Genomic DNA, 22,633 nt, shown 5'->3' with positions numbered 1-22,633 from the left:
CAGATGGGTCCGGCGGGTATCGGACGTCAAGGTCGGGCTCTCGGTACACCCGCCACCTCAGCGCCCACCAGGGCATCGCCACCTGGAAACGGGGCCGTAGCGGTGCTTCGCTTGCTCTGACGAGGAAGGCTCGCTGGGTTGCTCGATCACGCAGCGAGAGTGGGTCGGCCTCCCCAGCGGATGCCCCTTTCACCGCGGATGCGGGCGCGTTCCTTGCGCTGGGCGGTTTGCACGTCGGGGTGACGGGCGTTGGTGTTGCGCGGGCGCAGGTAGCTGTGCAGGGCCCAGGTCTGTGCGGGGTGGCTGCGGTGCTGGGAGTTGGCCAGGGTGAACTGCCGCAGTGGGCCTCGATCGGGTTGGCCCAGGAGGCGTAGGTCAGGGTGAAGCACAGCTCGACCTTGTTCTTCTTCGCCCAGCGGCGGATATCCGCGCCGGTGTGAGCGGAGAGGTCGTCCAAAATGATGTAGATCGGGGCGCCGTCGGGTCGAGCGGCGCGGATCGACTTCAGCGCGGCCAGGCTGTTGACCGTGCCTTTGCGGCGGCGGTTGACTCCCCACGGCGTGTCGTCACCGACGGAGTAGCAGCCGTGGAAGTAGGGGACGCCGTGGGTGCGACGGTAGGTCGCCGGAAGCCGGTTGGGCCTGCCTTGTTCGGCCCAGCAGGAGCCGGCGGTGGGCCGGATCCCCAGAGGGCCGGACTCGTCGAAGGCGAAGGCCCGGTCTGGCTGCTACCGGGCGGTCGTGTCTTCGGCGACGAGATGAGCCGTCATCTCTTCGTGGGTCGGGGGTGACGGCAGGTCGCGGGTGTGATCCGGGCGCAGGCCGTCGAGGAACACACAGAGGTGTCGTGTGGCGAGCGTGGCGGCCTGCTCGGGCGGCAGGAGGGGCAGGGGGCGGCAGATCAGTGCGGCGGTGGCGATCAGGTCCACCGCGGTGATGTCTCGCCGGATCACCTTTCGGCTGCGTCCGGCGGCCAGAATCCCTTCCAGCGTGGCGGCGATGTGCTGTTGCAGGTCACGGGCGTGAGGGTCGTTCGTCATGGGCCCGCCGATCAGAGGCAGGGACAGCAGTTCACGGTTGTCGATCATGCCTTGCAGGAAGGATCCCACGGCTGAGAGCGGATCGGTCCGCGCTGTCTCGGCGGCTGTCCGGGCGGTGTCGAGTACGAGGCTGAGGCCGTCCACGACGACCTGGGCGATGAGGGCATCGCGGTCGGGGAAGCGCCGGTAGAGCGTGGCGATGTTCACCCCTGCCCGGCGGGCGATCTCGTCCAAGGGGACAGCGGTCCCCGACTCGCGGAAGGCGGCGCGGGCCGCGGTCAGGATCTGGGCGCGGTTGCGGGCGGCGTCGGCCCGCAGCCGTGGGGCCGGCGGTCCGCTCGGTGTGCTGGCAGTCACCGTGTCTACCTCTGCTGTTCTCATCGTCTGCGCTGTGTCGAGGGTACGTCCCCCACCTAAGTGAAGGATTTCCTTCACTTAGGTGTTAGTGTCGTCGTACGGGCGATGCCGCGCACCAGCCATTCGGTCTGGTGGCGTCATCGGCCGGCCGGACACGTGAAAGGAAGACCCCTCATGACGACAACGGACAACAAGCGTTTCGCCGGCAAGGTCGCGGTGGTGACGGGAGGCAGCCGGGGCATCGGAGCAGCGGTCGCCACTCGCCTGGCGGCCGAAGGAGCAGCTGTGGTCGTGGGCTACCGCGGCAACCAGCAAGCCGCCGATGAACTGGTCCGGTCACTGACGGACCAGGGCCACAAGGCCATGGCGCTGCGGGCGGACGTGGCCAACCCCGACCAGACCGGGACCCTGATCGAGCGGGCGGTCTCCGAGTTCGGACAGCTGGACGTCCTGGCGTCCTGTGCGGGCGTGGAGCACTTCGACGCGCTGGAGAACATCACCCCGGCCGACTTCGACCGCGTCTTCGCCGTCAACACCCGCGGCCAGCTCTTCGCAGCCCAGCACGCCGCCGCCCACATGCGAGCAGGCGGCAAGATCGTGCTCACCTCCTCGGTCAGCGCGTCCAAGGCGTTCTTCGGGCACACCCTCTACGCCGCGTCGAAGGCCGCCGTGGAAGCGATGGTCCTCAACCTCTCGGCCGAACTCGGCCGCCGCGGCATCACCATCAACGCCATCGCCCCCGGCGGCACGGCAACCGACATGGCCGCCGAGCACGGAGCCGGCTACCAGCACCCCGAACTGGTCGGGAAGCAGGCCATGTCCGAGTGGCTCGACGTGCAGGTGGCGCTGCGGCGCCTCGCGGACCCCACCGAGATCGCATCCGCGTACGCCTTTCTCGCCGGCGATGACGCCGCGTACATGACCGGGCGCACCCTTCAGGTCGACGGCGGGATGTTCTAGCCGGCCGGCGGGATTCCTCGACCGGCGGGATCGGCTCTCACGCGTTCCGTTCGGCAGCCGACCACCCCGGCCGCCGTCCCCCCTTCCCGCGCCCTGTCGCCCGAAAGCCGCCTTCCCGGGTCCCTCCTCACTCGCCCTCGTACGAGCCCCCGTACAACCGCGGAAAGTCCTCACCTCATGCACCCCCTCACCTCCCTCCCGCTCGACACCCCGCCCTCGCCCCCTCCGCATGATCCGCATGATCCGGACGAGGGCCCCGCGGCCGGCCGCACCAGGCACGCCCAGCATGCGCTGGTCGACACCGAGCCCGGTCTGCCCGGCGCGGTGCTCGCCGCTGCTGCCGGAGCCCGTAAGGCGATGCTCGTGCCCGTGGTCACCGCGCTGGCGATCGGCACGGTGTTCGTCGCCGTCTACCTCGCCGCCTTCCACGCACCGTCGGCGCGGCACCAGCCCCTCGGTATCGCCGCGCCCGACAGGGTGGCCGCCCGTACGGAACTCGCCCTCAACAGCGCGACACCCAGTGGCTACACGTTCTACCGCTACCCCGACGCGGAGGCCGCCCGGCAAGCCGTGACCCACGACGAGGTCCCGGCTGCCCTGGTGGCCGACAGCCGCGGAACACGCCTTCTGGTGGCGGGTGCCCAGGGGCCGTCGACCGTCTCCAGCATCGCCATGGCGGTGGCGGAGGGCGCGGGGAAGGCGGTGCCCGTGCAGGACGTCCGGCCACTGGTGGCAGGGGACTCCCGGGGCCTGTCGGATTTCTACGCCTCCTTCGGCGTGGTGCTTGCCGGATTCCTCTTCGCCGTGTCCTCCTACCAGATCGCCCCACGCCTGCGCCTGGCCGTTCGCGTCATGTCGATGCTGGTCTTCTCCACCGCCTCGGGAGTGGCGGTGGCGTTGATCGCGCATACCGCCTACGCCGCACTCCCGACGTCGTTCGCCGTCGTCACGCTCCTGGTGGGGCTGCTGGCGTGGGCATCGGCGGCGGTCGCCGGGGTGCTGCTGCGGTTGTTCGGGCCGATCGGCATGCCGGTCGCCTCGGTCGTGCTGCTGATACTCGGCAACGCCACCTCCGGGGGAATCCTCCCGGTCACGTTCCTCCCGGCATGGATGTCCCCACTGGCCGCGGTACTGCCCCCGGCTGCCGCAGTCCGAGGGCTACGCGGCGCCTCGTACTTCCACGACGCGCACCTCACCGGCGCGGTGCTCACCCTGGTGGCGTGGACAGTGGGCTGCCTCACGCTCCAGTACGCAGTGGACCGCGCCGCCACCCGCCGGGCCGGGCGAGCGGGAGCCGGGACCCGCCGGCCAGCCGTCCAGCCCTGAACGGAGCGGAGGCCGAGCGAGGCACAGGCACGGGTGATGCCGCCGGCCCTCACGCGTCACCGAGTGCACCCACCGAGGCGGACATGGATGAGCTGTCGGGGGCGGCGCAGGACCTTGCCGACGGGGCCCGCGTCGTGGTTCCGGGAGTGAAGGGCAAGCTGACGAGCGGGCGGACGGCACGCCCTGCCGGCCCGGGACGCGCCTGGGGGCGGTCCGTCTGCCTGCCCGTCAGGCCTCGGCTGCCACGAGGTCGTGGGGGCTGAAGGTGCGGCGGTAGGCGGCGGGTGAGACACCGAAGGCCGCTCTCATGTGGGCGCGCAGGGAGTTCGCGGAGCCGAAGCCGGAGCGGTGGGCGACCAGGTCGATCGACAGGTCGGTGGTTTCCAGCAACTGTTTGGCCAGTTCGAGGCGTTGCGCGGTGAGCCACTGCACCGGGGTCATGCCGACCTCGTCGCGGAAGCGGCGGGTGAAGGAGCGCAGGCTCATCCGGGCGTGCTCGGCAAGGCGGTTGAGGGAGAGGGGTTCGCCAAGGTGTTCCAAGGCCCAGGCGCGGGTGGCGGTGGTGGTGGCGACGGTGGGTTCGGGGACCGGGCGGTCGATGTACTGGGCCTGCCCGCCGTCCCGCCAGGGCGGTACGACGCACATGCGGGCGGCGCGGTTGGCGGCGGCGGCACCATGGTCCCGTCGGATCATGTGCAGGCACAGGTCGACGCCGGCGGCGACGCCCGCGGAGGTCAGGACGTCGCCGTCATCGACGAAGAGGACCTCCTCGTCGACCTTGACGCGGGGGTAGGCGCGGCGGAACTCGGGGGCGAGGTTCCAGTGGGTGGTGGCGGGCCGGCCGTCCAGGAGTCCGGCCGCGGCCAGCACGTAGGAGCCGGTGCAGATGGACACCAGGCGGGTGCCGGGCCGAATCCGGGCGATGGCCGCGGTCACCCCGGACGGCAGCGGACCGCCGCGGCCCAGCTCGGGCATGGCGTGCGTGGGCGGCACGATCACGGTGTCGGCGGCGGCCAGGGCCTCGGGACCGGCTGCGGGCTGCACGGTGAACCCGGCGTCGCTGAGGACGGGGGCGCCGTCGGCGGTACAGACGGTGACCTCGTACAGCGGGCGTCCGCCCTGGTCCAGGGCGCTGCCGAAGACCCGGGAAGGGATGCCGAGCTCGAAGGGCGGGACGCCGGGCAGGGCCAGGACCGCGATGCGATGCGGTACCGCGATGCGATGCAGTTCCGGTGCATCGTCGATCCGGTGGGGCTGGGTGTCGGTGCCTGGCCACCTCGTACTGCTCATGGCCAGATCCTGTCACATAGTGGCCGGACGGCCAACACAAGGGAGGGTGCCGATACCGGATCGTGGACTGCGTCGCACCGGGAAGAACCCGGGCGGCACATCCGATCAAGACGGAAAGAGTGAGGCGGACAGCATGCGCGCGGTGGTCGTGGAGCAGTGGGGCGGACCCGAGACGCTTGTCGAGCGTGAGGTGGCCCGTCCCGAGCCCGGACTGAACGAGGTCCTGGTCCGGGTCCACGCGGCCGGAGTGAACCCGGTGGACTTCAAGACCCGGGCCAGCGGGGCCCTCATCGAGTGGGGCGACGTGCCGGCGGTCGGCTGGGACGTGTCCGGCACCGTCGAGGCCGTCGGACCGGGCGTGGGGATGTTCCGTCCCGGGGACGAGGTCTACGGCATGCCGCTGTTCCCGCGGCAGGCCGGCGCGTACGCCGAGTACGTCGTCGCCCCGGCCCGCCATCTGGCGCCCAAGCCGGCGAACCTCACGCACGTCCAGTCGGCGGCCCTGCCGCTGGCCGGGCTGACCGCCTGGCAGGCCCTGGTGGACACCGCCGGCGTGCGCGCCGGGGAACGGGTGCTGGTGCACGCGGCGGCCGGCGGGGTGGGCCACCTCGCGGTGCAGATCGCCAAGGCTCGCGGCGCCCACGTCATCGGCACCGCCAGCGCCGGTAAGCACGGCCTGCTGCGGGAACTGGGCGCGGACGAGGTGATCGACTACCGCACGGTCCGCTTCGAGGACGTCGTCGGGGACGTCGATGTGGTGCTGGACGGGCTCGGCGGCCAGACTGCCGAGCGGTCCTTGACGGTGCTGCGGGCAGGCGGCCGGCTGGTCACCCTGCCCGGCCCCGACGACGTCCCGGCTGCCGTCCCCGATCACGTACGGGCGGTGTGGATGCTGGTCGAGCCCGACCACCTGGGTCTGCGCGAGATCGCCGCCCTGGCGGAACGTGGCGCACTGAAGCCGGTGGTCGAGACCGTCCTGCCGCTGGCCGAGGCCGCGAAGGCACACGAGATCGGTGAGCAGGGACGCACCACCGGGAAGATCGTCCTGTCCGTGGCCTGACCTCCGCGGCGGCCGGCACCGGCCGAGCGCGGCGAGCGGGAGCCCTGAGACACCTGCGGTCCCGGGGCTCCGCTGCGGACGCCCAGGCTCCGGAAGCGGACACCGCGCAGCCAGGAGCTCCTTGAGATACGCGCCGACCGATCAGGGCGACATCAGGCCCTGTGAGCACTGCGGCTGCCGGCCCTCTTTGTAGGAAAAGGGAGGGGGACGGGCGGCGCGGCCGGGGACGGGGGAGAGGCCGGGGCGGGCTCGGGGCGGGCCCGGTGCAGGCGTGCGGGGTGGCGCCACCGGCCGGAGACATCGCGGGCGACGTCGAGGCCGACTTCTACCACCACCGCCGGACCGTGCCCGTCGTGGTCACCGCCCTGGAGCAGCTGGAGCGGACACTGACGGCCGCGCTCGACAACCCGACGGCGACGCCCTCTTCCGCAGGCAGGCCGCACGGGCCGAACGGCGGGCCGCACGGGCCGAAGTAGAGGAGAAGCGGCGTCGGGCAGCGCAGCGGGAGGCGCGAGGGGCGTCGCCGGCCGGCTGCCTGTCAGGGGAGGAACGGGGCGGCGGCGCGGGCGTGCTCCCACATTCCGTGCAGTTGCTCCCGTGGCCGTTGCTGTTCGCCGTGCAGGGCGTTGAGGACCACCAGGCATCCGGTCAGGGCCGGCACCGCCCACTGCACGCAGGCGAGCTGGCGCTGGGCCTTGGCGGTGTCGATGGGGTGCTTGGCCGCCTTCTCGGTGTCCTGTGGGTCGGAGGAGTAGGCGAGTTCAATCTTCTTACCCAGGATGCGGGCATAGGCGGTGGCGGCCAGCGCCGCCGCGGTGACGACCGTCTTCGCGGTAGCGGAGCCGGCCACGCCCTTCTGCTTGCAGACCCGGTGGGCGTTGACGGCGAGCAGGCCTCCGCCTCCGTACAGATGCGCAGCGACCGCGGCCGCGCTGACGGGCATCCACTTGGTCCAGCCGGCTGATGCGATGCGCGCCTTGGCGGTCTCTGTGCCGCCCTCCTGTCCGGCGGCCCCGTTGAGGCCGACCGCGCCCATCAGGGAGCCACCGAACCACGCGGCCAGCCCCAGATCGTGCAGGCTGCGGATGACGGTATTACGTCCGGACATGGCTGTGCTCCTTGCCGTGCGGGAAATCGGCGAGCCGATGAAAGGGCAGGTCTTGGTTCACCCTCGCCCGGCCATGGGCTGCCCGCGATCGCTGATCGCCCAGTCGAGGGCCCGCTCACGGCGCAGGAGCGGGAGCCGGGGCAGGAGCCAGGGCAGGAGCCGGGGCCGGGGCGCACTTGAACCGGACGCTGCTGCGGACCTCTGCTGCTTGCGCCTCGTCCCGACGTCGAGCCGTGACCGGGAAGCAGAGCGCCGGGTGTCAAGGACGGCCTGATCGGTCGGAGGACAGCCGCCGCGCTCGCAGCCCGTCTCCGGCCTTTCGAGGCATCTCCCGGGGCGCAGTGCTGTCCACTGCCGCGCCACGGGTCGTAACGGGCGGCGGCGCCGGAAGTGAAGCACTCGACGGCGCCGCACCGGCACACCTCGCCGCGCACGGCCAGTTCCGCTCCGACCTCGCCGCGCGCCTGGAGCACGAGGTGGAAACGATGGCACTGCAGGTCCGGGCCGGGGCCCGGCAGCACGCAGCGGCGACCGGCGGCATCGTCATGGACACCCGCGCCCGGATCGGCTACACGGCGCCGATCGTCTCTACCGACGAGGACCGCCGCCGCCGTCCCACGGTGACGCTGCCGCCCCGCTATGTTGCCCGCCACTTCGAAGCTTCGTGTGACTGAGCACGTACTTGACCACTGGGCGCTTCAGTTGACCCCTCTGAGTACGGCATGCGGCCGGCCGACGCAGCCGGCGTGGTTACCGGGATCCGCGGGCAGTTTCTCAGCAGCCGCCGGCAAGCAGACCGAGGGGGCGTATGCAGGGCAGCTTCAAGATGCATGAGTGGCGGATCGAACCCCGAGAGTACGCGCGGCAGGAGGACAGGCGCGGCAGGAGGCACGCCTACGAAAGTCTCGACCCGGTGCGCACCGCACTGGTCGTGATCGACATGGTGCCGTTCTTCGCCGAGGCGAATCCGTACGTCCGCGGCATCGTGCCGAACATCTGCCGTATCGCCGAGGCGCTGCGCACAGCCGGCGGCCTGGTGGCATGGGTACTGCCGGCCAACGAGGCACCGCTCGGAAGGGTGAGCAGCGAGTTCTACGGTCCCACGGTCAGCGAGGCGTTCGCGTCGGCAGGCGGTGACGGGCCACTGCGCTCGCGCCTGTGGCACGCCCTCGACGTTCGGCCAGATGACTCCGTAATGGAAAAGACCGCGTACAGTGCCTTCTTCCCCGGACACTCGGTGCTGCCGGGACTACTGGCGAAGCGCGGCATCGATACCGTCATCATCACGGGCGCACTCACGAACGTTTGCTGCGAGTCCTCGGCTAGGGACGCGGCCACCACGGGCCTGCGCGTGCTGATGGTGGCCGACGCGAACGCGGCTCGGCGGGACCAGGACCACAACGCCGCGCTGTACACGATCTACCGGTCATTCGGCGACGTCCGGACCACAGACGAGGTCTTGGATTTGATCAGAAAGCGGACGGGGCCGGCCCAGCCAGCCCGGTGACGGCGACGCCGGACGGTGGCCAAATGGCGATGCACGGACGTCAGCCGACCCCGTGGCTGTAGCGGCACGAGTGCGGGGGCGCTGGCCTGTCCGGACGCAGGGAGTCATGCCCGGGTGAGCCTCGCCCAGGAGGCCGAAGGCGCCCGGTACGCCTACGCGGCCATCGGCCTGGCTCTGTGCCTGGCACCATCTCGCACGCGCTCACCACGACACCGGGAACCTCGCCGCAGCCGGGCAAACCTGCGCTCAGGCCGCCGACGTGTACGGCCGTTCCCAAGCCCTCACGGAAGCTGCCGAAGCCAGGGCCCCGAGTGGACGATGCCTGAGCCACCGGGACCCGGCCGGGCGCTGCGCCGGACTCGCAGGCGCCTCGCACGGAATGACCGAGGAGTACGTCAGGGGCGCCAGTCCGCCTCCATGTCGTGGGAGTCGGTCTTGGTGAGCTTGGTCGTTCCGGTGCCGTCCGCGCGGACCAGGTACAGGTGTTCGGGGTCCGCGTCGTCGCTCCCGCCTCGGGTGAAGACCAGACGGCTGCCGTCCGGGGACCACGAGGGGTACTTGTCGTTGAAGCGGGCCGAGGTGATGCGGTGCACTCCGGTGCCGTCGGGACGGACGAGGTAGAGATGCGCGAAGCCCGAGGAGTCGACCCGGCTGAAGACGATGCGGTTGCCGTGCGACCAGTCCGGCGTCCAGTCGTGGGAGCCTGAACCGGTGACCGCCGTCTGGGCCAGTGTGGACAGCCGAATCCGCATCACCCTGCTGTGTCCGCCGGCGTCCGCCCGGTTGAACGCGAGGTACTTGCCGTCCGGGGACCACGTCGGATGGAGGTCGTCCGCCGCGGTGTGGGTGAGCCGGGTGGCCGGAGTGCCGTCGATGTCGGCCACGTAGATCTCGCGCTGGGTGCCGACCGGCTTGGCATAGGCGATCCGCTTGCCGTCCGGGGACCACGCCGGGTCGGATGCGCCCTTGGTGCCGGGGACGGCCTTCAGGTCGCCGCCCGTGGTCTTCATGGTCCAGACGCCGTCGATGGCACCGCCGGATCCATACCGTACGAAGGCCACCCGCTTGCCGTCCGGGGACCAGCTGGGCATCACGTCGCTGACGGTGGAGGTGTGGGTGAGTCCGACCGGCGTGCCGCCGCCGGCCGAGATGGCGTAGAGATCCTCGACAGGAGCTCCCGCGGTGTAGCGGGCGAAGACGATGGGGTGATCCGCCGCCGCTCCGGCGTCTCCTGCCGCGGTGAGCGTCAAGGGCACCGCCATGGCGAGCGCGGTGGCGGTCACCGCCGCCCGGCGGCGCCGCGTCGTGCCGGCTCCCCCCGTACTGACGGTTCCCCGTGCCGCCCCGGTGTTTCGTGCCCCTCCGGTGGTACCGCCGCTGCCGGTTCCGTGGTGCAGGTGCGTCAAGGTGTCCCCCCGATGGCTGATCCGCGGCCCGCTGCGGGCCGCTCCGGCGGGTAAACATCCCACCCGGCGGAGCTCCGGGGAAGCCACGGTGGCCGACGGTACGGACTCTGTGACATGTTCCGTACGCCGCTGTCACACGCGAGGGGTGCGGACCCGCGGTGACCGGATGTCACGGCGCCTCCGCCATGAAGCCGGCGACCAGGTCCGCCGGATTGGCGTTCGACGTCAGCTCGAACATCGCGTCCGGATCGAACATGTCGTAGAGGATCACCGGCACGGGCCGCCCCAGCACCGCCACGATCCGGCCGCTGTCGTGGAGGCGCCCGGCCGCCGCGACGCACACCTCGTAGAACCACTCGACCAGCCGTTCGTCGCGATCGCCCGCCTCCTCGTCGTCCTCGTACCAGAACCCCCGGGACTCGGCCTCCCGCCGGTGCGACCGCGCGCCGTCAGGGTCACGTCCGACGGACCTCACCCCTTCGAGTCCCGTCTCCGGGAAGAACGCATAACTCCAGCGTGCCTCCCAGGCATCCGGCGTCCGCTGCGCCGCCGCCGTGGCGTCGGCCTCGGTCGTGTAGCCGATCGCCACGTACGGAAGCCGCGGATCCTGGTCGACGCTGTCGATGCGGAACGTCACCGCGTAGATCCCGCTGTCCGCCGGGAACTCTCCGACGACCTCGTCGGCGACCCGTGCCACATGTTCTCCGAACGTCATACGAGCCCCTCCTCGATGAGGTCGAAGATCATAGAGAACGCGAGGAGCAGAGCAGCGTCGCCCCCCGACGCCCGCGACTCGCCCGGGGCGAGACCAGGACCGGACCGAACGGCCCGGTCCGCCCGCCTCGGCGGGGTGGGGGATCCAGGGCCCGATGGGCCGAAGGACGAACAGGCCGTTTCACCTGAAAAACTGTGTGCCACATACTTTTGCGGGTGGGGTTCGGCGTTCGAGCAGGACCACGTCGGACAGGATGGGGACGTCTTCAATGGATACCGGTACCCGGATCCCCGGCGGCTTCGGCGCGCGTCTGCTCGCGCTGCGGACGGGCGCCGGGCTGAGCCAGGAAGAGCTGGCGCAGACGGCGGGCATCAGTGTGCGGGCCCTGTCGGACATGGAGCGCGGACGCTCGCGGGGGCCGCAGCGCCGGACCGTGCATGCCCTGGTCACGGCTCTGCGCCTGAGCCCGCAGGATGCGAGGGAACTGGAGCGCCTGGCGAGCCTGGGACGACCCCGCAGGGCCCCCACGACGGAGGTGCTGCCGCCTGTCGCCGTACCGGATACCGTGGCGCCCACGGGTGCGCCCGACCTGCTGCCGCGCGCGCCGCGCGGCTTCCATGGGCGAGCGGCGGAACTCGCCGCCGTGTCCCGGGCCGCCGCGGGCGAGGCACCCGTCTGCCTGGTCGTCGGGCCCGCCGGGGTGGGCAAGACGGCCCTCGTGCTGCACTGGGCCCACCAGAACCGTGCCGGCTTCCCCGACGGGCGGCTCTACGCCGACCTGCGCGGCTTCGGCGACACCGGTGAGCCCCCTCTCATGGAGGTGCTGCGCGAATTCCTGCCGGCGCTCGGTGTGGCGGACGGCCGGATACCGGAGTCGGTGAACGGCGCGGCCGCGCTGTTCCGGTCGCTGGCCGCCGACCGCCAGCTCCTCGTCGTGCTCGACAACGCGCGGGACTCCGAGCAGGTCAGACCGCTTCTGCCGGGCGGGCGCCGCTGCGTCACCGTCGTCACCAGCAGACACCGGCTGCCGGGGCTGATCGTCACCGACACCGCCCGGCCCGTCGCCGTGGACGTGCTCGGGCCAAGTGACGGCACGATGCTCCTCGCCGGGGTACTCGGCGCCGAACGGGTACGGGCAGAGCCGGCGGCCGCGCGACGGCTGGCCGAGCTGTGCGGCGGGCTGCCCTTGGCGCTGCGGGTGGCGGCCGCCCGGCTGGCGCAACGGCCCGACTGGTCGCTGGGCGCGATGGCCGCCGAGCTGTCCGACGAGACGCGTCGGCTGAGCCTGCTGGATGTCGAGGACACCGGCGTGCGCGCGGCGCTGCGTGTGACGCTGCAACAGCTCCCGGAACACGTCTCCCGCCTGTTCGCTCACCTCGGCTGCCACCCCGGCACGCACGTCGACCGGTATGCCGCGGCGGCCCTGGCGGACACGGACCCGGCAGCCGCCGAGACCTGTGTGGAGCGGCTGGCCGTCGCTCACCTCGTCACGGAGACGGCGCCCGGCCGATGGGCGATGCACGATCTTGTGCGGCTCTACGCACGGAGCCTGGACGCCGGGCCCGATGCACTCAAGCGCCTGCTCGACCACTACATCGCCACGGGCCTCGCGGCGGTGGCCGCGGCCGAGCCCGGCAACGAGGAGTGCTTCCCGCTGCCGGCGGACTACCTGCCGCCCGCCGCCGTGCGGGAGTTCGGTGACCGGTCCGCCGCCGTGGCCTGGTACGCGGCCGAGAGGGACGACCTCACACTGGCGGTGACCGCGGCGCACACCGCCGCACTGCACGGCAGGGCCTGGCGGATCGTCCTGACGCTGTGGCCGCTGATCGTGTGGCGCGTGCGGGACGGCTGGGTCCCGCTCCTGCAGACCGCGCTCGAAGCGGCACGGGCCGACGCCGACCAGCACGGTGAGTCACGGGTGCTCAACGTGCTCGGCTGGGTCCTGATCGAGGAAGGGCGCATCCCGGAGGCGCTCACACACTTGGAGGCCGCCTCCGCACTCGCCTCCCGAGCAGATGACGCGGTGGCCCAATCGAACGCCCTGATCGTTCTGGCCATGGCACAGGCGGCGCTCGGCAGCCTGGACGAGGCCGCGCTGGGATGCGAGCGGGCGGTGGAGCTGGCGCGCCAGGCCGGCGACCGGACCATCGAGAGACTGGCCATGCAGCACCTCGCCCGCCACTGGGCCGACGCTGGGAAATGGAGCCAGGCCCTCGACACCGCGACCCGCGCCTTGGCCTTCCACGACGACCGACCGGGCACGACCGACATCCCTCGGACACTGCTGCTCATGGTGAGAGGAGAGGCGCTGCTGGGACTCGGGGACGAGGCCGAGGGCATCAGGCAACTCGACCTGGCGGCCCGGGAAGCGGAGTCCTCCGGTTACGACGACGGCGCGGTACGGGCGCTCGGCGCTCTGCTGCGCGTATCAGCCGACGCGGGACTCCAGGCGCGGTACGACGCGGCAGTCGCGCGACTCACCACCCGGACGTGAACCGGAACGGCTTCTACCAGTCGCTGACCAACGCGACCGAGTCCAACGCCGCCGCCACCACCATCGGCGCGCTCCACCGTCCCGCCACGTACGACTTCGTCGGCCTCGGCGGTGCTCGTGCTGTGGCGCGCGGCGCGCATATGCCCCGTACTTTGTAAAAGTAACTCGCATTTCATATGAGTGTCAGTGCGATGCAAGGGCACCTGGTGGCCAGGAGGTTGATAACAATGGTTCCCCTGCTTCTGGTTCTTCTGCTGGCCCTGATCCTCTTCGGTGCGGGATTCGCGCTGAAGGCACTGTGGTGGATCGCGGTGATCGTGCTCGTAGTGTGGCTGCTGGGCTTCGTCGTCCGTACGGCGGACAGCGGCGGCCGCAAGGGCCGCTGGTACCGCTGGTAGACGACGAATACGCCTGGCGCGGAGAACGCGTCTCGCGCGAGAGGTGAGTGGGGCTCGGCCGGATGCGGCCGGGCCCCACTCGTGTAAGAAGACGCGCCGCCCATGCGGTTGGGAAGGATCGGGCGTATCGGGCGCATCGCCGGGTATGTGAGTCATGCACCGGCCTCGCGGACCCGGCAGTGGAACCCTGCTCCTCCTGTCCGCGGGGCCGTTGCGCACGGTTCTTGCACGACGGGCCGACCGCGTCTCCCTTCCGCCACCAGCACACCGGGCCTCCCACACGCTCTCCAGCGCCGCCCCGGGCGCTCCCGGCCCGTCAGCGGGTCGTACCGGTCAGCGGGTCGTACCGGCCGAGCAGTGGGTGCCAGGGGTGGTGATCGCCTTGGTGTCAGAACCGCCGGAACGGCGGACCGGCTTCCGCTCCTCCGCGCGAGGCATCGCACGCCCTGCCTGGCCTGCCCGCCGCATACAGCCTGCAGCTCCCGGGACCCGGGCGGGGCAGCGCCGACCGAACCCGCGACGCTGCACGCGGGTAGGAATGTCGGGTTCGGCTCTTCCCGTGCTCCGTCACCCGCGCAGAGCCTGACCGTAGCTGACGAGGTCGGGATGATGGTCGCAAACAGCTAGTGGGCCCCCTCCCTGAAGGACATGACCGACAGTTCCAAGTAGATCTGGCGCGTCACAGCCCTCCATGGGGGAGGGCATCGTGAATGCGGCATGGGGCCGCGTGCAGCCGAGCGGGACAACCCCGAACCGCGCCCTGGTCCTTCGGGAATGACCTTCTGGGCGGCGCGGGGCCTCTCACCAGACCAGGCTGGTTCCCGCGAGCTCCCACACGCGCGCCCGACGTCCACCAGTCCGCTTCCGTGAGCGGAGAACGGCCGGGTGGCCGGCCGGGAGATGCCGTCGGCCGTGGCCGGCCACGGCCGACGGCTTGCGATCAGTGGCCGCCGCTCGGGGGCTCGCATCCGGTGCCGTCGGGATAACCGCCGAAGGCGTCCGCCTTCGTGAAGTTCCTGCCCATCGTGCCCTCCACACACCACGGAGAGGCGCCGATGTCGATGAGGAAACCCACTCCGGCGGAACCGTCCTGATACGCCCGCACCTTGTCAGTCGAGTAGCCGAGGCCGGTGAGTGCGCCCCGGACCCTGTCCGGGGCGAAGTCGCCGCGCCGGCGCAGTGGTTCGAGCGCGGTCTTGATGCGCCCGACGGCTGCGAGTCCCTCGCATCGGCTCTTGCCGTGGAGCGGCAGGGGGTTTCTGAAACCGTGGTTCTCGGCGTAGTGGTCGGTCGGCGGCACGGTCGAGCCGGACGTGGTGGCGGCCGTGGGAGGCGTCGACCGGGGGCTTTCTCCGGGGCAGCGGTAGTCCTTCGGAGTACTCGGTGTCGATATGCCGGTCGGTGTCGGATGCGTACGCCGGTACGCCTCGGCAGGGTTCTCCGCCCGCTGCGTCCCGCATCCCGCGGCCAGCAACGCCACCGCCGCCCACGACAGCAACCCGAGCCCGGCTTTCGTCTTCCTTGATGTCGTCATGCCTCGATCTTTCACCACGGCCACCAGCGCGTGATGAGTGCCCGTACTTATCAATTCGGGCCGGCCCGGGCCGAACCGAGGTGGCCGGTGTCATGGCGAGCAGCGTCCTGCGCGCCTCTTCGGCGTGGTCCGAGCCCAATGCCGCCCGAAAGTGCAGCGCCAGGCGCAGGTGACCGATGGCCGGCGAGGGTTCTGCTCCTCGTGACTCCGACTCGCTGCCCGCCCCTGCCCCCGAGACTGCCTGTCCCATCGAGCAGTCACACCGAAGTCGCAGCACGCAGATGCGGAAGGATGTCGGCCTGCGGCCCCGACCGGATGGCCGACCCCGTACAGCGCCATCGCGCCCCCTCCCAGCACCACCCCTTTCACGAGCAAGACGCCGGGCAGCGCCGGGCGGAGCTTCGCCCGGGGTGCGGCGTACAGCCACCACAGCGCTCCGGCGACAACCGGCAGCTCGTTGCACAGCCAGGCGAGCCACACGGGTGGGGGTACGGCCGCTGTGAGGCCGGCCGCGAGCGCCTCGGTCTCCTTCACCTCCCGTGGATACTCGGCGCTCACCACCGCCCAAACACAGCCCAACCTGCTGGGGAGAGTCATGGCACAGAAGTCCGCTGGCAGCGAGGTAACCGGTTCTGCAAGGCGTGCGGCACGCCGGCCGAGGACGTGAATTGCGCGAGATGAGCGGTACGGCAGGAGTAGAGCACCCGGGCCGGTGAACAGCGTGCCCTGGGGTATACGGCTGCGCATGGCACCGAAGACCGAACGCATCATGTTCCTACGGGCCGTGCGGCAGCTGCACAGGGTCCGCTCTTTCTACGCCGGGGGCGTCCTGCTTTGGGCGGCGTGCGCCACCTGGACCAGCTGGCAGGCGCCGGGGAGTCGGCAGATGTGGGTGTCCGTCCTCCTCCTGGCCGTCTTCACCGGGCTCCTCGCCACCGCCGCCTTGTCCCTGCGGCGTCTGGAAGTCGCCGAGACGGATCGGCCCGCACATCACGCAGCCTCGAACAAGACAGCAAGTCCTCGCCACGCTCACGCCTGAGGCTCCGCGCCCCGGGTGAGCCGACCAGCTCGCGCCGAGCGGCACCGGCATCGGACCGTTCCTACGTCTACGGTGGCGGTGGCCGGGCATACGGGCTTCACCCCCTTTGAGAGGAGCTCGTCATGCTCGGCATAGTCGCAGCGGTGCTGTTCTTCGTGTCCTTTTTGATCAACGCAGCAGACCTCAGCACCAACGATGTGTTCTCTTCGACGAACGTGATGCTGCTGGGGCTGACTGCCCTGGCGCTGCACGTGGCAGGGATCGGCTCCGGCTGGGCCCGCAGACGCTGACCTCATGAGGCAGGCCTGGTGAGGCAGGCCTGGTGACAGCCCGCCACCAGGCCTGCCCGAGCCCCAATACTTTCGTCGCCGGCCTGGCCCGCGTCAGCGAGCCCAACGGTAGAGGAGGCGCCACCGGGAGGGCCGTCAGGCGGAGGAGCGCAGCGGACCGGACCCGCCTGCCTCCGGCCGGAGTGAAGCGGGCGCGCGGCCTGGAGACGCACGGGCGTTGAATCCCGTGGAAGCGAACGTCGGCCTCGTTGGCGGGCCGGGACCCGATGAAGCTGCTCATCGCGTCCGGGAGCGAGAGTGGATCCCTCCCGGAGGCGGCTACAAAGTCGGCGAAGCTATTCGGGGCGGACCTGAGAGGCCTGCATGCCCTTCTCTCCTGGCGCCGCGACGAAGGAGACCGCCTGCCCCTCCTTGAGTGTCTTGAAGCCATCCGACTCGATGGCTTTGAAATGGACATACAGGTCATCCCCGCCGCCGGCGGGGGTGATAAAGCCATACCCCAACTCGTCGTTGAACCACTTCACCGTGCCGTCCTGTCGATTGCTCACGCTTCCACCGATCCTTGCAGAATGACGAACCGTACCAATCACATCACTCTCCGCTCCCTAGTGTGCGCAATGACTAGGCCCCCTGGGGCGCGTCAACGCAGCCGTCCAGGCGCCTGCGAGCCGGGTAAGGGCTGTCGGCGCATGCCGAGGTCGCAGCGCAGCCGGACCCCGGGCTGAGCGGGAGCCCGGCTCATGCACTCCACCGCGGGGGTCACCCACATGGAGGCCGGCACCGGGGCAAAGGCGAAAGCGGTGTCGTCGTCGACCGCCGCGATGTCCACGACGACCACTGGCAGCCGCAGGTCCGGGCCGAGGAAAAGAGGAAGGCGGCCTCCACCGAGGGCATGGTCGTCTCCATCCGCCCGATTCGGCACTCGATCTCCCGCACCGCTTCGCCCACCGCCGACCCAGGTCCTGGATACCGGGCACGGGTGGCGACGGATGCGCGCGGGATCGTCAGAAGTGCAGGACTCCGATGTCGCGGACGGTCTGGGCGAGGGCCCGGATGAGGTCGTTCTCGGCGTCCCTGCGCCACACCAGGGCGTAGGGAATCGTCCCCATCTCGGGAATGGGGATGAAGCGGACGGAGGACATGGACCAGTAGCGGGTGACGTGGGACGGGAAGGGGTGGACTATCTCGCCGGTGCCGACCAGGTGGATCAGCTCGTCGGCGTTGGTCACCTGCTCGATGCGTTCGATCGGCTTCCCCCGCGCCGTGTGGAACGGCAGGTAGCCGTCCTCCCAGTAGTCGGGCATGTCGGGCGCCATGGCATGGGCGAAGTCTGCCAGCGCCTCGAACGGGACGACGAGTCGTTCGGCGAGTTCGTGGTCGGCGGCGACGGCCAGGACGCGGGGGTCGCGGAAGAGGACCGGGCCGACGGTGAGATCGGGTTCGTCCACCGGCAGCCAGGTGAGGAAGACGTCCATGTCGCCCTCGCGCAGTCTGGCGAACGGGTCGACGTAGGGCGCCCGGCGCAGCTGCAGTTCCCACTGGGGATGACGGGAGCGGAAGGTCTCCCAGTAGCGGTAGAGGTCGGGCACGTTGAACGGCATCATGCCGACGCGCAGACGTGCGGTCTTGCCGCGGGTGGCCATCCGCGCACGTTCGAGGCTCTCGCGCAGGCTCGTGTAGACCGGCCGCAGGTCGGCACACAGCTGCCGGCCGAGCGGGGTCAGGCGGATCTGGCGGCGGTTCGAGCGGTCGAATAACAGGCCACCGACTTGTCGTTCCTGACGTCCGATCACCTGGCTGACGCGCGCCTGCGTGAGGTGCAGCCGGGCGGCGGCCCTGCCGAAGTGCAGTTCCTCGGCCAGCGTCAGAAAGATTTCGATCTCGCGTACTTCCACGTGCTGCCGACCCCCGTCATAAGCCTGAGTTATCGGATCCTACTGATCTTCGATGTTGATGGGCGCGGCGGGACGCTGAAAGATCGACAGCAGGCCGGAACCGCTGCTCGACGATCTGTGAGCGGTGCGGCGCCCGTACCGGTGACACCGCACCGCCCAGCGGACCACCTGCGGCCGCCGGAACGTGCCGGACGGGAGACAAGCCGTTGCCCAGGGCATCAGCACGCCCACGCACCCAGGAAGGAGACCTCTCATGATGCGGCTCGTCGCCGGCGTCACCGTTCCGCAGGAGGACGCGGGCGCCGTTGTCGGGCTCGTCCCCCAGCTCGAGCACGCTCAGCAGCACGGACTACATGCCCAGCAGCACGGACTACACGCCCAGCAGAATGGACTACACGGGGGCGCTCGCCGCGGGCCTCGCCGTACGACTGGTGCCGGAACGATTCTCCGGGCCGTTCCGGTCGTCTTCGGCGGCGCGACGGCCGCCAACGCCTGCGGCGTACCCGCCGGGACGCTGATCGGCGGGCTCGCGGACTGGCGTATCGCGTTCCCGGCCGCAGGTGGGTTGGGCCTCCTCATGCCGGCGGCCCTGCTCTTCCTGCTGCCGCCCGTGCCCGCCCAGCAGGTGGCCCGACTGCGAACGCCGCCGCAGCAGTTCCGCCTTCACGTGGTACGCGCCGGCGTCCTCACCACGCTCCTCCTCGTCGGCGGCCGCTTCGCCGCCTTCACCTTCGTCGGCCCGATCCTCCAGTCCACATCCGGGATCGACGAAGGCGCGATCGGCCCCCTCGTGCTCGGCTTCGGTGTCGCCGGCATCCTCGGCAACTTCCTCGCCAGGGTGGCCCCGGCGCGGAACGTCCGCGCCACCAGCCTCACCGTCGGCGCCCTGCTGACCGCGATTCTCGCGGTCTACCCCCTCGCCGGCCGCACTCCGGTCAGCGGGTCCCTGCTGCTGACGGGCTGGGTGCCGGCCTTCGGTGGCGTGCCGGTCGCCGTCCGCTCCATGGCCGTCCGGAGCGCGCGCCGGAGCTGACCGGCGACCCGGGCACGCCCACGCACGCACCCATCGCAACATCCGGACCCATCACCCCGGCGGATCGAGCCCGGGCACTCATTTCACGGACAGGAGTACCGCACATGCACACCTCAGCCGATACCACCGGCCGCGTCTGGTTCATCACCGGCGCCAGCCGGGGCCTCGGCCGCGCCTTCGCCGAGGCCGCGCTGGGCGCCGGCGACCGGGTCGCCTGCGCCGCCCGCACCGTGGCCCCGCTGGAGGAGTTGGCGGCCGCCCACCCCGGGCGGGTGCTGCCCCTCGGGGTGGACGTGACCGACCGCGAAGCGGTGTTCGCCGCCGTCGCCGAGGCGGTCGGCCGCTTCGGCCGGCTCGACGTCGTCGTCAACAATGCGGGCATGCTGTCGATGGGCATGGTCGAGGAGTTCACCGAGGCCGAGGCCCGCGCCCAACTGGACGTCAACTTCTATGGCGCCCTGTGGGTCTGCCAGGCCGTCATGCCCGTCCTGCGCTCACAGGGCTCCGGCCACCTCGTGCAGGTGTCCAGCATCGCCGCCCTGGGCGGCTTCCCCAGCACCGGCCTCTACAGCGCCAGCAAGTTCGCCTTGGAAGGCCTCAGCGAGGCCCTCGCCGCGGAAGCCGCCGCATTCGGAACCAAGGTGAGCATCCTCCAGCCCGGCGGCTACTGGACGGACCTTTACACCGCCATGCACAGCACCAGCCCCCTGGAGGCGTACGCGCCGCTGCGGGAGAAGCTGGCCGAGCAGTTCGCCGAAGGCTCGGTCGACAGCGACCCGAAACTCGCCGCGGCCGCGCTGCTCACCCTGGTCGACAGCGACGAGCCGCCACTGCGCCTCCTCCTCGGCAGCATGGTCTACGACCTCGCGTTCGACATCGCCCGCACCCGCATGGCCACCTGGGAGGCGTGGGAGCAGGTCAGCCGCGCCGCCGAACACGCGATCCCCGGTCCCGCCACCGCGGTCGAAGACGCCGCGGCCGAGCTTCGCCGGGGGAACCAGTGACCGACCTGTCGGGGTGCTTCTGGGAGGGTGCGACATGTCGTTCCGTACCACGTCCGAGGTCGTCCACCGCTTCAACCGGGCCTTCCTCGAACGTGACACGTCATCGCTCGCCGAGCTGATCGCCGAGGACTGCGTGATGGAGTCGAGGGGCCCGGCGCCCGACGGGGCCCGCTACGAAGGGCTCGCCGAATGCCTGGAGTTCTGCCGGTCCCTCGTCGAGGACCGCGCGGGCCGGTTCGAACCCGAGGCCGTCGTCGTCACCGGTGAACGGGCCACGGTCCGCTGGCGGTACCGCTTCGGTGACGGACCGGCCGACTCCGTCCGCGGCGTGAACCTCGTGCTGGTGCGGGACGGCCGCATCGTCGAGTCCCTCGGCTACGGCAAGACCACCGGCGACGCCACGTCGCCCGCATTCCGTGCACGCCCGTGAGGCGGGCACAACCCGCCCCAACTCGCCAACCAACGAAATGAGATCGGGTATGAAGACACTCGTACTGGGTTCGACCGGCTACATCGGATCGGCCGTGGTGCGCCGGATCGAGGCGGAGGGCCACCAGGTGGTCCATCTCGTGAAGGACGCAAGCCGGCTGCCCGACGGGGCGACGGCACTCAAGGGCGACCTGGCCGACCCGGCCGCGTTGCGGGCGGCCGTCACCGACGACATCGACGCCGTGCTCAACCTCGCCACGCCGACCGGCGAAGAGGCGGTGGACGCGGCGGCCGTCGACGCGCTGACCGAGCCGCTGCGCGGCACCGGACGGGCCTTCGTGTACACCAGCGGTGTCTGGGTGCTCGGCGCCACTGGAGACGCGGCCCTCGACGAGGACGCACCGACCGACGCCATCGCCATCGTCGGCTACCGCCCGCGGATCGAGCAGCGCGTGCTGGACGCCGGCCGGGACGACGTGCGCGCCGTCGTCGTACGGCCCGGCATCGTGTACGGACACGGCGGCGGTATTCCCGGCCTGATGACCGACTGGGCGCGTGAGCACGGCACCGGCCGGTACGTCGGCTCGGCGGCGACCCGCTGGCCGATGGTGCACGTGGACGACCTCGCCGAACTCTTCGTGCTGGCGGTGACCCAGGCTGACGCGGGCAGCGTGCTGCACGGCGTGGCGCACGAAGCGGTGCCGGTCGCGGCGCTCGCCGCGGCCGCCGACCTCGCTGCGGGCGGCACCGGCCGCGCCGAGCCCTGGCCGCTGGAGCAGGCCGCCCAGGCCCTGGGTGGCCCGTTCGCCGAGGCCCTGGGTCTGAACCAGGTGGTGTCCGGGCAGCGCGCCGTCGCCGAACTCGGCTGGCGGCCCAGCCGCCCGTACGTACTCACCGAGCTCGCCGGAGGCGACCGTGGCTGAACCCACCGGCACGACGCTGCCCGTCTGCCGCACCTGCGGCACCCAGTACGCCGTACCGCGGGCCGACTGCCCGGTCTGCCTGGACGAGCGCCAGTACGTCGGACGCGGCGGCCAGCAGTGGACCAGCCTGGCCGAGCTGCGCGCCGACGGCCACCGGGGCCGCTTCGAGGAACAGGGCCCGGACGTCATCGGCGTCGGGAGCGTTCCCGAGTTCGCCATCGGCCAGCGCGCGCTGCTGCTGCGCACGGCCGCCGGCAACGTGCTGTGGGACTGCGTGCCCTACCTCGACGACGCCGTGATCCGCGAAGTGGCGCAACTCGGCGGCATCACCGCGATCGCCGTCAGCCACCCGCACTTCTACTCCGCCATGGTCGACTGGGCGCACGCCTTCGACGCGCCCGTGTACCTGCACGAGGCCGACCGGCAGTGGGTCGGCCGCCCCGACCCCGCCCTGCACTTCTGGAGCGGGCGGACTCACCGGCTGACCGACGAACTGACGCTGATCAACCCGGGCGTCCACTTCCCGGGCAGCGCGGTCATGCACTGGAACGCCGGCCGGGGCGCGCTCTTCACCGGCGACATCGTCAACGTCGGCCCCGACCCCCGGTGGGTCAGCATCATGTACAGCTACGCCAACCACGTCCCCGAGCGCCCCGACGCCGTCCGAGCCGCCGGCGAACTGCTCGCCGGCTACCGCTTCGACCGCATCTACGGCGCCTGGTGGGACCGCGTGGTCACCGCCGACGGCAACGAGGTGCTGACCCGCTCGGTGGAGCGCTACCTGCGCCATGAGCAGGCCCCGCCGATGAAGGCCGGCTCCTGACCG

At 71.2% G+C, this 22,633-nt stretch carries 25 protein-coding genes and 2 pseudogenes; 16 read left to right on the top strand and 11 right to left on the bottom strand.

The genetic code is table 11. The features are described 5' to 3' along the window. Positions 1–146: 146 nt before the first annotated feature. Together IG05_RS45355 and IG05_RS42325 are read right to left on the bottom strand one after the other, a co-directional pair. Positions 147–724: pseudogene (locus IG05_RS45355) on the bottom strand (transposase); the annotation flags it as partial. Positions 725–727: 3 nt separating this feature from the next. Beyond that, positions 728–1,273 (bottom strand): TetR/AcrR family transcriptional regulator, encoded by a 546-nt coding sequence (locus tag IG05_RS42325; protein ID WP_234335886.1) that lies wholly within the window; start codon positions 1,271–1,273, stop codon positions 728–730. A 297-nt stretch (positions 1,274–1,570) separates the two neighbouring features. On the opposite strand from IG05_RS42325, the gene IG05_RS0117140 reads away from it, so the two are divergent. Beyond that, positions 1,571–2,356 carry an SDR family NAD(P)-dependent oxidoreductase gene (locus IG05_RS0117140; protein WP_030343451.1) on the top strand — a complete coding sequence of 262 codons (786 nt, stop codon included), beginning with the start codon at positions 1,571–1,573 and terminating at the stop codon, positions 2,354–2,356. A gap of 177 nt (positions 2,357–2,533) precedes the next feature. After that, positions 2,534–3,682 carry a hypothetical protein gene (locus IG05_RS0117135; protein WP_051789969.1) on the top strand — a complete coding sequence of 383 codons (1,149 nt, stop codon included), beginning with the start codon at positions 2,534–2,536 and terminating at the stop codon, positions 3,680–3,682. A gap of 228 nt (positions 3,683–3,910) precedes the next feature. Here the strand turns inward: IG05_RS0117135 and IG05_RS0117130 are convergent, their stop codons facing one another. After that, on the bottom strand, positions 3,911–4,972 hold the full coding sequence (locus tag IG05_RS0117130) for a GlxA family transcriptional regulator (RefSeq protein ID WP_030343448.1): 1,062 nt from the start codon (positions 4,970–4,972) through the stop codon (positions 3,911–3,913). 133 nt (positions 4,973–5,105) lie between these two features. On the opposite strand from IG05_RS0117130, the gene IG05_RS0117125 reads away from it, so the two are divergent. Together IG05_RS0117125 and IG05_RS48425 are read left to right on the top strand one after the other, a co-directional pair. Beyond that, positions 5,106–6,032 carry an NADP-dependent oxidoreductase gene (locus tag IG05_RS0117125; protein WP_030343445.1) on the top strand — a complete coding sequence of 309 codons (927 nt, stop codon included), beginning with the start codon at positions 5,106–5,108 and terminating at the stop codon, positions 6,030–6,032. Positions 6,033–6,310: 278 nt separating this feature from the next. Next, positions 6,311–6,508, top strand: coding sequence for a hypothetical protein (locus IG05_RS48425; protein ID WP_199808328.1), 198 nt, complete (start codon positions 6,311–6,313; stop codon positions 6,506–6,508). Positions 6,509–6,570: 62 nt separating this feature from the next. Here IG05_RS48425 and IG05_RS0117115 read toward each other — a convergent pair whose 3' ends face one another. Next, on the bottom strand, positions 6,571–7,140 hold the full coding sequence (locus IG05_RS0117115; protein ID WP_030343442.1) for a hypothetical protein: 570 nt from the start codon (positions 7,138–7,140) through the stop codon (positions 6,571–6,573). A gap of 443 nt (positions 7,141–7,583) precedes the next feature. Here IG05_RS0117115 and IG05_RS0117110 point away from each other — a divergent pair. After that, a pseudogene (locus IG05_RS0117110) lies at positions 7,584–7,802 on the top strand (XRE family transcriptional regulator); the annotation flags it as partial. Positions 7,803–7,948: 146 nt separating this feature from the next. Beyond that, a complete protein-coding gene (locus IG05_RS0117105) occupies positions 7,949–8,647 on the top strand; it encodes an isochorismatase family cysteine hydrolase (RefSeq protein WP_030343438.1) in 699 nt (232 codons plus the stop codon). Between the two features lie 395 nt (positions 8,648–9,042). Here the strand turns inward: IG05_RS0117105 and IG05_RS0117100 are convergent, their stop codons facing one another. Together IG05_RS0117100 and IG05_RS0117095 are read right to left on the bottom strand one after the other, a co-directional pair. Then, positions 9,043–9,909: a PD40 domain-containing protein gene (locus IG05_RS0117100; RefSeq protein WP_158838935.1), complete on the bottom strand. Its 867-nt coding sequence runs from the start codon at positions 9,907–9,909 to the stop codon at positions 9,043–9,045. Between the two features lie 313 nt (positions 9,910–10,222). Then, positions 10,223–10,768: a hypothetical protein gene (locus IG05_RS0117095; protein ID WP_030343435.1), complete on the bottom strand. Its 546-nt coding sequence runs from the start codon at positions 10,766–10,768 to the stop codon at positions 10,223–10,225. 268 nt (positions 10,769–11,036) lie between these two features. Here IG05_RS0117095 and IG05_RS0117090 point away from each other — a divergent pair, with 268 nt between their 5' ends. The 3 genes from IG05_RS0117090 to IG05_RS0117080 all read left to right on the top strand — a co-directional run bounded on the left by IG05_RS0117090 (position 11,037) and on the right by IG05_RS0117080 (position 13,660). Then, on the top strand, positions 11,037–13,262 hold the full coding sequence (locus IG05_RS0117090) for a helix-turn-helix domain-containing protein (RefSeq protein ID WP_051789966.1): 2,226 nt from the start codon (positions 11,037–11,039) through the stop codon (positions 13,260–13,262). Next, positions 13,259–13,420, top strand: coding sequence for a hypothetical protein (locus tag IG05_RS47850; RefSeq protein ID WP_158838933.1), 162 nt, complete (start codon positions 13,259–13,261; stop codon positions 13,418–13,420). Before IG05_RS0117090 ends, IG05_RS47850 begins: the two co-directional genes overlap by 4 nt. Positions 13,421–13,489: 69 nt before the next feature. Beyond that, positions 13,490–13,660 carry a DUF5670 family protein gene (locus IG05_RS0117080; protein WP_011113206.1) on the top strand — a complete coding sequence of 57 codons (171 nt, stop codon included), beginning with the start codon at positions 13,490–13,492 and terminating at the stop codon, positions 13,658–13,660. 940 nt (positions 13,661–14,600) lie between these two features. Here the strand turns inward: IG05_RS0117080 and IG05_RS48420 are convergent. Next, positions 14,601–15,194, bottom strand: a complete 594-nt coding sequence (locus IG05_RS48420; protein WP_037813925.1) for a hypothetical protein — start codon at positions 15,192–15,194, stop codon at positions 14,601–14,603. A gap of 90 nt (positions 15,195–15,284) precedes the next feature. Further along, on the bottom strand, positions 15,285–15,791 hold the full coding sequence (locus tag IG05_RS45340) for a YrdB family protein (protein ID WP_078894261.1): 507 nt from the start codon (positions 15,789–15,791) through the stop codon (positions 15,285–15,287). Positions 15,792–15,939: 148 nt separating this feature from the next. Between IG05_RS45340 and IG05_RS49340 the strand changes: the two genes are divergently transcribed. Beyond that, entirely contained in the window at positions 15,940–16,233 is a 294-nt protein-coding gene (locus IG05_RS49340) for a hypothetical protein (protein ID WP_030343429.1), read from the top strand. A 122-nt stretch (positions 16,234–16,355) separates the two neighbouring features. Beyond that, positions 16,356–16,523: a hypothetical protein gene (locus IG05_RS48415; protein WP_199808327.1), complete on the top strand. Its 168-nt coding sequence runs from the start codon at positions 16,356–16,358 to the stop codon at positions 16,521–16,523. Positions 16,524–16,858: 335 nt separating this feature from the next. Here the strand turns inward: IG05_RS48415 and IG05_RS0117060 are convergent, their stop codons facing one another. From IG05_RS0117060 to IG05_RS0117050, 3 genes are all read right to left on the bottom strand, one after another. Next, on the bottom strand, positions 16,859–17,071 hold the full coding sequence (locus tag IG05_RS0117060) for a cold-shock protein (RefSeq protein ID WP_030343427.1): 213 nt from the start codon (positions 17,069–17,071) through the stop codon (positions 16,859–16,861). Positions 17,072–17,163: 92 nt separating this feature from the next. Then, positions 17,164–17,445, bottom strand: a complete 282-nt coding sequence (locus IG05_RS49335) for a DUF6207 family protein (protein WP_267883316.1) — start codon at positions 17,443–17,445, stop codon at positions 17,164–17,166. A gap of 82 nt (positions 17,446–17,527) precedes the next feature. Continuing rightward, on the bottom strand, positions 17,528–18,418 hold the full coding sequence (locus IG05_RS0117050; protein ID WP_030343424.1) for a LysR family transcriptional regulator: 891 nt from the start codon (positions 18,416–18,418) through the stop codon (positions 17,528–17,530). 253 nt (positions 18,419–18,671) lie between these two features. On the opposite strand from IG05_RS0117050, the gene IG05_RS46955 reads away from it, so the two are divergent. From IG05_RS46955 to IG05_RS0117025, 5 genes are all read left to right on the top strand, one after another. Next, entirely contained in the window at positions 18,672–19,451 is a 780-nt protein-coding gene (locus IG05_RS46955; protein WP_107051368.1) for an MFS transporter, read from the top strand. Positions 19,452–19,555: 104 nt separating this feature from the next. Next, entirely contained in the window at positions 19,556–20,455 is a 900-nt protein-coding gene (locus tag IG05_RS0117040) for an SDR family NAD(P)-dependent oxidoreductase (protein ID WP_051789962.1), read from the top strand. Positions 20,456–20,489: 34 nt separating this feature from the next. Then, positions 20,490–20,885 (top strand): nuclear transport factor 2 family protein, encoded by a 396-nt coding sequence (locus IG05_RS0117035; RefSeq protein ID WP_030343420.1) that lies wholly within the window; start codon positions 20,490–20,492, stop codon positions 20,883–20,885. Positions 20,886–20,934: 49 nt separating this feature from the next. After that, complete coding sequence (locus tag IG05_RS0117030) at positions 20,935–21,807, top strand: NAD-dependent epimerase/dehydratase family protein (RefSeq protein ID WP_030343419.1); 873 nt, start codon at positions 20,935–20,937, stop codon at positions 21,805–21,807. Next, positions 21,800–22,630, top strand: a complete 831-nt coding sequence (locus IG05_RS0117025) for an MBL fold metallo-hydrolase (protein ID WP_030343417.1) — start codon at positions 21,800–21,802, stop codon at positions 22,628–22,630. Before IG05_RS0117030 ends, IG05_RS0117025 begins: the two co-directional genes overlap by 8 nt. The last annotated feature ends 3 nt before the right edge of the window (positions 22,631–22,633 follow it).

The organism is Streptomyces sp. NRRL S-1022 (genome assembly GCF_000720135.1).
Lineage (GTDB): Bacteria > Actinomycetota > Actinomycetes > Streptomycetales > Streptomycetaceae > Streptomyces.
Note: the sequence above shows the minus strand (reverse complement) of the source record. Positions and strands in the feature narration are given on the sequence as shown.